The organism is Streptomyces sp. NPDC103540 (genome assembly GCF_055584445.1).
The window spans coordinates 21,849-33,335 of sequence record NZ_JBVJMA010000008.1 but is presented as its reverse complement, the minus strand read 5'-3'; the positions used below and the strand labels follow the sequence as shown (position 1 = coordinate 33,335).

Below are 11,487 nucleotides of genomic sequence, written 5' to 3'. Positions count from 1 at the left end.
GCTCGGGCGGTCCATCTCGCCGACCGTTCCCGCGTCCCGGCCCCTCCGCGTCAGCCGGCCGTCGTGTACCAGCCTCGTGAGGTCAGGGCGACGTACTCGTTGACGAGGAGGGGCGCCGCGCCGGGGGACAGCTCCCGGTCCTTGCCGGTCCCGCCGTCCAGCACGATGGGGTCTCCGGGCCGGCCGTCGCTCAGCAGTCGGCCGTAGACCGCTCCGTGGAACGCCGTCAGGAGCAGCGGCGCTTCGCGGCCCTCCTGTTCGGAGGGGCCTCCCACCGTCCACAGGAGCTTGCCGCTCACCGCGTCGTACCCGGCGAGTTCCCCGCCCTTGGTGGTGCGTGCGAAGCAGAACGTGGACGACTTCTCGTCGTACACGCACGCCTCCACCTGGTGCAGTCGCCGGCCGAAGCCCTCGACCTCCCGGGGGTTTCCGTCGGCGACGCTCAGCACCTGGTCCCCGCCGTAGGCGGAGTCCTCAGCGATGTGGACCAGATCGGGGGAGAACGCGCGGATGGTGGCGCTCGACGTGAGGTTCTTCGACCGCCACCGTTCCTGTCCGGTGGCGGCGTCCAGCGCCCTCGCCGTCTTCTCCCCTCCCGCGTGGTCCTTCCCGACGACCTTTCCGCGCTGCACGAGGGTCGCTTCGAAGTCGGGTCGGTCCCAGACCCGCCTGCCGGTCGCCAGGTCGATGCCGTACGTGGTGGCCGGGGCGAGGTTGCCTCCCAGGACGAGCACGGCGGTGCTGTCCGAGACCCCCGCGACCTCGCAGAAGTCGCCGCTCACGGGAACGTCGAGCGGTACCTGGAGTGCGGCCAGACCGGACGCCGTGTCCACCGCCACGAGCTCGAAGGTCGAGGTGTCGGCGGTGGTACCCGTCCCCTCGGTCACCGTCGGGAAGACGCCGACGGCCAGGCGCTTGCCGCCGACCGTCCCGACTCCCGGCCGCTTCCGCTCGCACACCGGGGCCTTCTTCTCCAGCGCGTCCTCACCGTACTCCTCGGGCAGCGTCCCCTTGGGGCCCGCTCCCGGGCCGACGCTCTCGCCGGAGGCCAGATCGACGACCTCGATCCTTCCGTGCCCCGAGGCGTAGGTGTAGGCCTTGCGGCCGTCCAGCGCGACGGCGCCGACGCCGAACCGGTTGAGCGGCTCCCCGCTCGCGGAGGCGAACTTCAGCGGAGGGTCGTGCGCCACCAGCTGCCGGGGCTGCTCCTGCGTCGGCTCCGTGGTCTGCTCCGCCGTACGGCTCGGGCCGGTGTCCTTGCCCCCGTCCGGGGTCCCGCCCTCCTGCCCGGCGCCGCAACCCGCCACCCACACCGATAACGCGACCACCAGAGCCGCCGCTCCCCTGCTCGATCCCACGCGCACGCTTCCCCCTTCGACCTTCGACCTTCGATCGGACGAGCCCGTCTCACGCCAGGTCAGTTTCGATCAGAGCGGCGCGGGACGCCAGAGCCGCCGGGGATCCGCTCGCGCGTGGGTCGGTGGCGGATGCCGGCGGCGGACAGTTCCGGCAACTCCCCCGGATCCGGTCGTGGTGGGTGGGACGGAAGTCCGGGACGGAGCCGCGCGGCGGGCAGCGCCGCGACCCTCACCGTCGGCGTCCTCGGCGACCGCGCCGACCCGGGAGTGTCCCGGTCAGAACCGCCGCTCGGTGCGCCAGGTCGCCTGGCTGCTGGGGTTGGTCAGGTCGTAGGTCGTACCGGAGAGCCGGCCGTCCGGGCCGCGCTGTCCGGTGTAGCGGCCCACGGGACCGTGCGACCAGGCGATGACGAAGTAGATCTGCTGACCGTCCACCGAGCCTTCCCGTACGTTGCCGACCGTGTTGCCGGAGCGCACCGACCCGAAGAGACGCCCCTCGGCGTTCTGCGAGAAGTCCACGTGGACGGTCGCGTTGCTCTGGTAAATGTCGTACACGCCGGTGGCGTTGAAACCGGGAACGCGCGCGGACCGCTCCGCCGCCGGCACCGCGGTGGCGCCGTTCGCGGGGGCCGCGAGGCCCGCGCCCGCGACGGACAGGAGCACCGCGACGGAGGCGGCGGTCAGAAGCTTGGGGATGCGGCGTACGACGGACATGGGCCCTCCAGGGCGGCCGGGACGATCGGCTCCGGTGCATGGTGCACGGAACCTCGACGGCACCCCTACCCAGCGCCTTCGCACTGAGGCCCGACTTCACCCGAACGAGTCCCGAGGGCCCGCTCCCTCGGCGGAGGAAACGCATTGACCAGCGTGGGCGGGGCGGAGATCGTGAGCCCATGACGGACAGCACCTGGCTCAATCTCGATCATCAACTCGTCCCCGGCAAGGAACTCTTCCGCAGCGAGCGCGCGTTCCATCTCTGGTCCTACACGGCGAGTCACGGGCAACTCCTGATGCGGAGCGGCGGCGATCCCGAGGAGCCCGGCGAGCCCGACACGACGATCGACCTGCTCTTCAAGCCCGCCGCCGTGGTGAAGGTCCGTAGCCACTACCGCGGCCTGGTGATCAGATGCGCGACCGAGACCGAGAGCGAGCGGGTCAAGGCCGACCACCCCAGCGTGCACTTCAGCCGGGACGAGCACGTTTTCGTACTCGAAAGCCAGGGCGAGTCCGACTTCGTGGTCGCCATGGCCGTCGGCTGGAGGGAAGGGGTACTCCGCCGCACCCAGATGAGCTTCTTCCATGACTTCCACCCCTCCGAGCCGGCCGTCTGGCCCAGCCGGCCCCTCCAGGGCGTTCACGCCGGCCTCGACACGGCCTCGGCGCGGGAACTCGTCGACGCGCTGTCGGCCGACGGGAAACCCGCGGCCCGACGGGAGCGTTACCGCCCCGTCTACGTGGTCATGACACGGGTCGTCCACCGCGACGGACCGGAGGTCACCGGAGCGGGCGTCTTCCTGACCAGGGCCGACGCCGAGGAGGCCCGGGGCGTGATCACGGCGAAGTCGGTCGACTGCTGGATCGAGGAACTCCCGATCGCGATCTGACGACTCCGTGCCCGGTCTCGTCGGTGTGGCCGGTGCCGGGAACGGGTGGATCCGGCGATCCGGCACCGGAATCGAGTCCGGTACGGTGCCTCAGCGTTCGCTCGTCGTGACCCCGACCAGCGATGATCACCCCTTGTGCTCACCAACATCATCACCGCCGTCGGCCTGACCGTCCTCCTCTGGGCGCTGGTCCACACCACCCGTCTCGCCGTCCGCAACCGCAAGGCCCACCACTTCGACGCCGCCGCCTACGGCCTCGTCCCCCGCGAGCGGCTCGACAGCGGCCGCTCCGGCCCGCCCTCGGACGAACCCGCGCTGCGCCTCGCCGTCGACGCCGCCCTGAACGGCGCGTGGGAACCCGCCGCCGGGCTCCTCGCGGAGACCGCCGAGCGGCAGGACTGGGAGGAACGTTGGCGGCTCGTCGAGGTGTTCGCGGACCTGGCGGTGGACGACGAGCACTGGCTGCGGGTCTGGCGCGCCAAGCGACCGCAGGACGCGGACGCCGTCGTCGTACACGCCCACGCCCTGCTGCTCCGCGCCTGGGCGGCGCGCGGCGAGGGGTACATCGACCGCACGTCCTCCGCGCAGGTGGCACAGTTCCACGAGTTGCTGCCGACCGCCGTGTACGCCGCCCAGGAGGCGGCGCGGCTGGCCCCGGCCGACCCTTCGCCGTGGGTCACGATGGTCGCCGCCGCGCGCGGACTGCGGCTCCCCCACGACGAGTTCCGCGGCCTGTGGAGCGAGGTCACGAGCCGTGCGCCGCTGCACTACGACGCCCACTGGCAGGCCCTCCAGTACTGGTGCGCGAAGTGGCACGGCTCCCACCGGCTGATGTTCGACTTCGCCAAGCGGGCGGCGGCCTCCGCTCCGGCCGGGAGCCTGCTCTCGGCCCTACAACTGCACGCCGTGTACGAGGCGGTCCTCCAGGACGGTGACGCCGCCTACCGCACCTGGGCCACCAAGGCCGTGCTCGCCGGCGTCCGGGCCGACCTGGCGCAGGCCGACCCCCAGGACCGCCGACTCCCCGCGATACGGCACCTGTACGCCGCCGTGCTCGTGAAGACCGGGCGGTACGCGGAGGCCCTGGCGCAGTTCCGGCTGATCGGCGGGTGGTGCGGAGCGGCGCCGTGGACGGACGCGCAGGACTCCGTGGCGGCGTTCCACCATGCCCGAGGCCTGGCGGCCCTCCACTCGGGCCGTCCGAGGTGACCCGGTCCGGCACTCGGCTGACGTCGCCCGAAACCCCCGTCCTCGGGCGCCGTCAGCTCAGTGCCGGACCGCGGGGGACCCTGTTCGCCGGCCCCTCACCGTCCTTGCGGCGCCCACTTTGCCAAGCCCCGGAGCACCGCGCATTGGCCAGGAGTGGACAGTGTCTTGACGGAGAGTCGCCCCGCCGCCCGCGCACCGGGGCCCGGGATCTGTTGCGCGGGGCGCCACGACACGTGTAAACCCGTGGTCATGCTGCCCGAGAGAACGTTCCGCAGCGCGGAACTAGCGCCCGCCGACCGTTTCGAGAGCTGGCGGGCCCTGATGTCGGAGACGCACGCTCCCATGGAGATGGACAGTGAGCACGCCGCCGACTTCTGGGTGAACCAGCGCGTCATCGCTCTCGGCGGGATCACCGTCTATCCGATGGAATGCCGTCCCCTGACCTTCCGGCGCACGCGGAAGCTGATAGCGAGGTCGGACCCCGAGGCCTTCCACCTCTCGCTGATCAAGCGCGGGGCGGGAGCGGTCACCCTGGGCAAGGACACCGTCGTGCACGGTGTGTACGACATCCACACCAGTGACACCTCGCGGCCGTTCGACATCAGTTCCGGCCCGCATTCCGTCGAGATCATCGGGGTCGAGGTGCCCAAGGCGCTGCTGCCGCTGCCCCCGGACACCGCCGGCCGGGTCATCGGCAAGCGCATCTCGGCCCGGGAGGGGATGGGGGCCCTGCTGGCGACCTTCCTCGACCAGGTGACCAAGGACAGCCGGTCCTACCGGGAAGCCGAGGGCCCGCGCCTGAGCGGCGTACTGGCCGATCTCGTGGCCTCGGTCTTCGCCGGCGTCCTCGAAGCGGACCGGTCCCTGACCCCGGAGACGCACCGGCGCGCCCTGGCGCTGCGCGTGATGGCCTTCATCCGGGACAACGCCGACGATCCCCTGTTGGACGTCCCCGCGATCGCCGCCGCCCACCACATCTCCGTCAGCTATCTGCACCGGGTGTTCCAGCAGGAGGGGAACGGGACGACCGTCGCGGCCTTCCTCCAGGGGCAGCGGCTGGCACGGGCACGCCAGGACCTGGCGGACCCGCTGCACGAGGACGTGCCCGTGCACGTCATCGGCGCCCGGCGGGGCTTTCGGCACGCGTCCGCGTTCAGCCGGGCGTTCCGCGAGGCCTACGGCCTGCCGCCCGCAGCCTTCCGCGGGCAGGCCCGGGTGGAGGAGAGCGCGTAGTCGACCCGGCGGCTCCGCCGCTACTTGGGGTCCTCGCTGTCCCAGGGGTGGACGAACCGTCGGGGGCTGAGTTCCCAATCGCTCAGGACGGTCAGCAGTTCCCTCTCGTCGCCGGCTTCAGCCGACGCGATGAGGACCGCGCCGATGTCGTGGTCGAAGCCGTCGAGGCGCTCGGCGTCGTACTCCCAGTGCTGAAGGCGGAATACGCGGTCCGTTGCGCTGGGCACCCAGCCCTGCTCGCGCGCCTCGGCATCACGCGAGGTCAGTCCCGGGGTGATGTCCACGAAGGCATGCCGGTCGATCCGCGTGGCCGGGACTTCCGCCACCAGTCTCCTGCCGAGGCGGAGCGCGGTCAGTTTGTCCGTGGGCCAGTCAGGGGTGTCGTCCACGAGGCACATACTGCCCCGTCTCGCCGCCGACCTCCGAGGGATCTCGTCCGGAGGATCCGGTACGTGGTCAGCCCTTCAGGGGCAGCACCTGGCCGGCGACCACCAGGAGGACCTCCTCGCAGGCGGCGGCCACCGCGGCGTTGAGCCAACCGAGTTCGTCGCGGTAGCGGCGCTGCCGGGCGGTGGCGGGCTCGACTCCGGAGCCCACCTCGCTGCTGACCAGCACCACCCGGCGCCGGGTCTCCCGTACGCCGGCCACCAGTTCGGCGGACCGGGCCCGCAGGCGCTGCCGGCCGCCGGCCGTCCAGGCCGTGTCGTCGGCGGCGTCCACGCGCTCCATCGCGTCGGAGAGCCACGACGCGAGGCAGTCGATCAGGAGCGGCGGGCCGTCCTCGGCAAGCAGCGGGAGCAGTTCGCGGGTCTCCGCGGTGTGCCAGTGCGCGGGGCGGCGCTCCCGGTGCAGGTGGACCCGGTGCGGCCAGTCGGGGTCGCCTTCGCGGCCGCCTCCGGTGGCGGCGTACACCACGTCGGGGTAGGCCTCCAGGCGGAGTTCGGCCTGGTGGGACTTGCCCGAGCGGGTGCCGCCCAGCACCAGGGTCCGGCGCGGCACGACCGGGGTCGGCGTCGGCCGGCCGGCGAGCACCGCGGTCCCGTCGGGCACGGTCCGGGCACCGGCCGCGGTGCAGCGGCGGGCCGGTTCGGCGCCGGGCGGGGCGTCGTGGTCCAGGTGTACGGCGATCACGTCGGTGCCGGGGCCGACCGCGCCGGCCGCCCGGAGCCGGGCCAGCGCCTCCGGGCGGCCGAGGACGTCCGCGAGGACCACCTCGTACGGGCGTTCCGCGCCGGCGGGCTCGGCGGGTTCCGTGGGTACGGCGGGTGCCGCGCCGGGCGGCAGGTACAGGGCCCGGGTGCCGTCGGGGCCGGTGACCGCGTAGCCGGTGCCCGGTACGTCGACGGGGACGGCCCGCACCCGGTGTCCGGAGGACGTGGTCAGGTCCTGCCCGGCGGGCGGGCCGCCCTCTCCGGGGCCGGTCGACAGGACGTGCCCGATCCCGGAGGGTGCGTATCCGGCCCGGGCGGCGGCGGCTCCCGCGGCGGGCGTGGCGTCGAGGAGCAGGGTGCCGTCCACGAGGATCGTCGTGGCGGCGCGGACGTGCTCTCCGAGGCAGGCGGCGCAGCCGGCGCAGGGGCAACCGGGTCGGGGCAGTCCCTCGGGGGCGGCGGTGCCGAGCAGGGTGAGTTCCACGGGTGGGCCTTCCGGAAGGGAGCGGGCGGGGAGGCACTCCCTTCCCCACCGGTGCCTGGCACCGGCCCTTCCAGGAAAGGCGCCCCGCCCTGCCGCCCGCGTCCTCCGAACGGCCCCGGGACCGGGTGAGGCGCGGTCCCCTTTCGCCGGGGAGGGAGGCTACGGCTGGGCCGGGGGTTCTCCGTGGTCGCCGAGGGTGAGCAGGACACGGCGCAGCAGGTCGGTCAGCAGGTGTCGTTCGGCCGTGGTGAGTCCGGCGAGTTGGCGTTCCTCTCCGGCGAGGTGGTGTTCGACGAGGCGGTGGGTGAGGTCCCGGCCGGTGTCGGTGAGGGAGATCAGCACGCGGCGGCGGTGGGTGGGGTCCACGGCCCGTTCGACCAGGTCCTTCCTGACGAGGTGGTCGATGCGGTTGGTGAGCGCCCCGGAGCTGACCATCGCGGCCGAGCTGAGTTCACCGGCGCTGAGGACGTACGGGGGGCCGGAGCGCAGCAGGGTGGCGAGGACGTCGAACTCCCAGGGTTCGACGCCGTGGGCGGTCAGGTTCTCCTTGATGCCGGCTTCGAGCAGGCGCGAGGCGCGGGAGAGGCGGCCGATCACGTCCATGGGGGAGGTGTCGAGGTCGGGGCGGACCGCGTGCCATTGCGCGGTGATGCGGTCGACGCCGTCGTACTTCGCTTCTTCCGTCATGCCCGCAGCCTAACATTTCGACATGGAACTGTTTGACATCGGTGGATCGCTGAGCTTATAGTTTCGACATCGAAATTTTCGACATAGGGGGAATGCTGTGAAGGTCCTGCTCACCGGCGCCACCGGCTACATCGGCTCCGCCGTCACCGATCACCTCACCGCCGCGGGCCACCAGGTCGTCGCGGTCACCCGCAGCGCTGTCACCCCTGGCGCCGAGCACCGGACCGGCCGGTCCTGGCACAGCCAGGTGATCGGCGACACCGCCGACCCGGCCTCCCTGGCAGGTGCGGTGACCCCGGAGGTGGACGCCGTGATCCACCTGGCCCCGCCGAGCGGCGACGCCGATGTCGACGCCGCCGTCATCGAGACGCTCGCCGCACCGCTGCGCGGCACCGGGCGTCCCTTCGTCTATACCAGTGGCGTCTGGGTGCTCGGCGCGACCGGCGAGGCCCAGGAGGTGACCGAGGAGGCCCCGACCAACCCGATCGGCATCGTGGGCTACCGCCCGGCGATCGAGCGGCAGGTGCTGGCCGAGGCCGCCGAGGGCGTGCGCGCCGTCGTCATCCGACCCGGGATCGTGCACGGGCGCGGTGGCGGCATCCCCGCCCTGCTCGTCGAGCGGGCCCGTGAGCACCAGCCGCCGCAGTACTACGGCAAGGAGGACGTGCGCTGGCCTATGGTCCACGTGGACGACCTGGCCGAGCTGTTCGTGGCCGCCGTCGAGCGGGCGGAGGCCGGCACCGTCTGGCACGGCGTCAGCGAGTCGGCCGTGCCGGTCCGCGACCTCGCCCGGGCCGCCGGCCGCGCGGCCGGCGTGCTCGCCGCACCGCACACGGTCTCGGCCGAGCAGGCCGCCGAGGTGTACGGCCCGCTCTTCGCGGAAGCGCTCGCCCTGGACCAGAGCGTCAGCGGCGCCGCCGCCCGCACCGTACTCGGCTGGCGGCCGAACCGTCCGGGCGCGGTGAGCGAGCTGGTGTCCGGCTCGTACCGGCCCGTCGAGGTGTTCGGCGCTCCCGAGGGCCCGGAGACCGACGCCGAGGTGGCCGCGATCCGCCGCCTGGTCGCCGAGGTCGAGTACGCGCAGCAGACCGAGTCGGTCGAGCGGTTCCTGGCCGTCTTCCGCCGGCAGGACCCGGTGTGGACCACCGGCCACGGCAAGCGGCTGTCGGGCTTCGAGGAGATAGCGACCTTCACCGGGCAGGTGCTGCCGGGTGCGACGGCCGAGTCCACCGCCGTCTACGACGTGGAGCGCGTGCTGTTCCTGCGCCCCGACGTCGCCGCGGTGAACGTGCGCCAGCAGCCGGTCCGCGGTGACGGCACCCGCATCGCCGACCGTCCCGAGGGCCGTCCCTTCTACATCCTGGTCAAGGAGGACGGCACCTGGCGCGTCGGGGCCGCGCAGAACACGGTCGCGGTGGCCTGACCCGCCCCGCCCCCTCATACCCCCATCGAACGGCTCCGGGGCACACCGGCCCCCGGGCCGGCGGGGGCGTGCGGGCCCGGACAGGGGTCGGGCCCGCACGGGGCACCCGGCCGACTCCGGTGCCGTCTGCGGAGTGAGGGTCCCCCGCCACGTCGCGAGGGTGCGCGGGAAGGTCGCGAGAAGGCCCACGGCGGCTCCCCGGAACCCGAAGCGTGGGCCCTGGGAGGCGATCAGGGCGCCGGAGAGGGCGGGGCCACCGACGCCGGCCGCGGAGTCGGCCACCTCGTTGAGGGCGTTGGCGGAGGCCAACCGCTCCTCGGGGACCGGCTTGGAGAGGGCGGACAGGTGGGAGACGGCCGAGAAGACGTGCCCGACACCCTCCGGGAAGGCGACGACGGCCAGGTGCGCGATCGTCAGGCCGTCGAGGGTGTAGGCGACCGGGATCGTCGCCGGCGCGGCGAAGCGGCCCAGGTCCGCGACGATCATGACGCGGCGGCGGTCCCAGCGGTCGACGAACACGCCGGCCAGGAGGTTCGGCAGCGGGTAGGGGGCGAGCCGGGCGGCTCCCACCAGGCCCGCCGTGGTGGGCGAGCCGGAGAGGCCGAGGGCGAGGATCGGCACGGCCGGGTTGGAGAGCGCCGTACCCGGCGACGAGACGGTGAACCCACCCCAGACAATCATGAAGTCGCGGTTCGCCGGCAGCCCGCGCCAACGGCCCTCCGATAACGCGGCCGGGGCTGGTGCCGGTGCCGGTTCCGCCACCGACGTGGTGTTCTCCGTCGACAGGATGATTCCGTCCGTTCCTCGTTCATTCGTGGGGAGTGGCGCGATGCCGTCGTCCGCCCCGGCCGGTCGCCGGGCCTGAGCCGCGCCGGCCCGGGCGGTCACCGGGCCGGGGCGGTCACCGGGCCGGGGCGGTCACCGGGCCGGGGCGGCGCGGCTCAGGCCTCCGGGTCGTTCAGCCTTCTGATCCGCAGGAGTTCGTCCTCGGTGAACTCGGACGCCGCCGCTGCCAGGACCTTCTGCAGGACTGCGGTCTTGCCCGCCAGGTAGGCCGGGACGTCCATCCGCGGGTCCGCCGCGAGGGCCAGCTTCACCGCGCCGTACTCCTCGCGCAGATCGGCCCGGCGGCGCAGGACGTCACGGACGGCGAGGTGGTTGCGGACGTTCAGGGTGCCGCGGGTGCACACGTACACGTGGCGCGCCGGATCATCGTCGGGCGCGCGGAACGCCTCGCGGCCGGCGACTCCCAGGTCGCCGCGGTGGACGTAGCCGATGGCCTCCAGGGCCGCCACGGCCGCGGGCACGTCGTCGGCGGGGACGATCACGTCCACGTCGAGGACCGGCTTGGCGGCGAGGCCGGGCACCGAGGTGGATCCGACGTGTTCCACCACGGCGTCGGGCAGGGACCGCAGGGCGGCGCGCAGCGTCTGCGCGAGCCGCGCGAAGCGGACGGGCCAGTCGTCGGACCAGGGCACCACGATGATCGTCACGGCGTCATTGTCACCCTGGCGGCCCGTCGGATGTCAGGGCCTCGCCAAGGGCGTAACCCTGGCAGAGATCCGCCCTGGGCCCGGTACCGGATGCCGGGTGCCGGGCCCAGGGCGCCGGGCACCGCGCGCAGGGCTCCGGGGCACGCCGGTCGGCCCGGGCCAGGTACCGGATACCGGGCTCGGGGCGCCGGGGGCAAGGCATCGCGCGCCGCGTGCCGGGTCACGCCGGTGGGGCGGGCCCGTCGGCCGAGGCGAGCAGGGCGAGGACGGTGGCCTCCATGGCGTGCCGCGCCTCCTCGGGTCCGAGCCCGGTGGAGCGCCAGTGGTGCCAGGCGCCCCAAGTGGTCACCGCGTCCAGCCCGTTGACGAGGTCCGTACGCCGCCCGCCGGCGAGCCGGTCGAGCTCCTCGGCCAGCACCGCCTCCAGGCGTTCGCGGGCGTCGACGAAGGCCTCGGCGGTGACCTGGCGGATGCGCTCCGAGGGGTGGTCCATGCGGATCATCGCCAGCCGGGCCGGGGTGATCCACTCCAGGATCCGGGCCCGCTGCTCGACGAGGGCCGCCACGCGCACCGCCCGCGTCCCCTGAGTGGGCAACGGCCGGATCTGCTCGGCGAGTTGTTCCAGTCGGCGGGTGATGGCGGTGTCGACCAGCTGGGCCATGTCGTCGAAGTGGTGGAACACCGAGCGCCGCGAGACCCCCGCGTACTCCGCCACCCGGTCGGCGGGGAAGTCCGTCGCCCCCTCGTCGAGCAGCGCGAGGAGCGCGTCGGCGATCTTCTCGCGGGTCTGCCGACCGCGCTCGGCCCTGCCGTCCACCCGCTCCGGCCCGGATTGCCCGCCCATC

Annotated in this window: 11 protein-coding genes and 1 pseudogene; 4 read left to right on the top strand and 8 right to left on the bottom strand. The window is 73.4% G+C overall.

Annotated elements, in window-relative coordinates; all coding sequences use genetic code 11:
• Window positions 1–50 precede the first annotated feature (50 nt).
• Both ACZ6ZI_RS20125 and ACZ6ZI_RS20120 read right to left on the bottom strand, forming a co-directional pair.
• Window positions 51–1,358 (bottom strand): outer membrane protein assembly factor BamB family protein, encoded by a 1,308-nt coding sequence (locus tag ACZ6ZI_RS20125; protein ID WP_469522557.1) that lies wholly within the window; start codon window positions 1,356–1,358, stop codon window positions 51–53.
• 276 nt (window positions 1,359–1,634) lie between these two features.
• Window positions 1,635–2,072 (bottom strand): hypothetical protein, encoded by a 438-nt coding sequence (locus ACZ6ZI_RS20120; protein ID WP_469522554.1) that lies wholly within the window; start codon window positions 2,070–2,072, stop codon window positions 1,635–1,637.
• A gap of 179 nt (window positions 2,073–2,251) precedes the next feature.
• Here ACZ6ZI_RS20120 and ACZ6ZI_RS20115 point away from each other — a divergent pair, with 179 nt between their 5' ends.
• From ACZ6ZI_RS20115 to ACZ6ZI_RS20105, 3 genes are all read left to right on the top strand, one after another.
• Window positions 2,252–2,962 (top strand): hypothetical protein, encoded by a 711-nt coding sequence (locus ACZ6ZI_RS20115; protein ID WP_469522551.1) that lies wholly within the window; start codon window positions 2,252–2,254, stop codon window positions 2,960–2,962.
• A 135-nt stretch (window positions 2,963–3,097) separates the two neighbouring features.
• A complete protein-coding gene (locus ACZ6ZI_RS20110; protein ID WP_469522548.1) occupies window positions 3,098–4,171 on the top strand; it encodes a hypothetical protein in 1,074 nt (357 codons plus the stop codon).
• Window positions 4,172–4,420: 249 nt separating this feature from the next.
• A complete protein-coding gene (locus tag ACZ6ZI_RS20105; protein ID WP_469522545.1) occupies window positions 4,421–5,404 on the top strand; it encodes an AraC family transcriptional regulator in 984 nt (327 codons plus the stop codon).
• 20 nt (window positions 5,405–5,424) lie between these two features.
• Here ACZ6ZI_RS20105 and ACZ6ZI_RS20100 read toward each other — a convergent pair whose 3' ends face one another.
• From ACZ6ZI_RS20100 to ACZ6ZI_RS20090, 3 genes are all read right to left on the bottom strand, one after another.
• Window positions 5,425–5,793, bottom strand: a complete 369-nt coding sequence (locus ACZ6ZI_RS20100; protein ID WP_469522543.1) for a hypothetical protein — start codon at window positions 5,791–5,793, stop codon at window positions 5,425–5,427.
• A 67-nt stretch (window positions 5,794–5,860) separates the two neighbouring features.
• The gene (locus tag ACZ6ZI_RS20095) at window positions 5,861–7,039 is read right to left on the bottom strand and encodes a bifunctional adenosylcobinamide kinase/adenosylcobinamide-phosphate guanylyltransferase (protein WP_469522540.1); all 1,179 of its coding nucleotides are present in this window, start codon (window positions 7,037–7,039) and stop codon (window positions 5,861–5,863) included.
• Window positions 7,040–7,198: 159 nt separating this feature from the next.
• Window positions 7,199–7,726, bottom strand: coding sequence for a MarR family winged helix-turn-helix transcriptional regulator (locus ACZ6ZI_RS20090; RefSeq protein ID WP_469522538.1), 528 nt, complete (start codon window positions 7,724–7,726; stop codon window positions 7,199–7,201).
• Window positions 7,727–7,823: 97 nt separating this feature from the next.
• On the opposite strand from ACZ6ZI_RS20090, the gene ACZ6ZI_RS20085 reads away from it, so the two are divergent.
• Window positions 7,824–9,149, top strand: coding sequence for an SgcJ/EcaC family oxidoreductase (locus tag ACZ6ZI_RS20085; RefSeq protein ID WP_469522535.1), 1,326 nt, complete (start codon window positions 7,824–7,826; stop codon window positions 9,147–9,149).
• Between the two features lie 129 nt (window positions 9,150–9,278).
• Here ACZ6ZI_RS20085 and ACZ6ZI_RS20080 read toward each other — a convergent pair.
• The 3 genes and pseudogenes from ACZ6ZI_RS20080 to ACZ6ZI_RS20070 form a co-directional block, all read right to left on the bottom strand.
• A pseudogene (locus tag ACZ6ZI_RS20080) lies at window positions 9,279–9,830 on the bottom strand (MFS transporter); the annotation flags it as partial.
• A 260-nt stretch (window positions 9,831–10,090) separates the two neighbouring features.
• Entirely contained in the window at window positions 10,091–10,642 is a 552-nt protein-coding gene (locus ACZ6ZI_RS20075) for a GrpB family protein (protein WP_469522533.1), read from the bottom strand.
• Window positions 10,643–10,862: 220 nt separating this feature from the next.
• Window positions 10,863–11,486, bottom strand: a complete 624-nt coding sequence (locus ACZ6ZI_RS20070; RefSeq protein WP_469522531.1) for a TetR/AcrR family transcriptional regulator — start codon at window positions 11,484–11,486, stop codon at window positions 10,863–10,865.
• Window position 11,487: the final 1 nt, after the last annotated feature.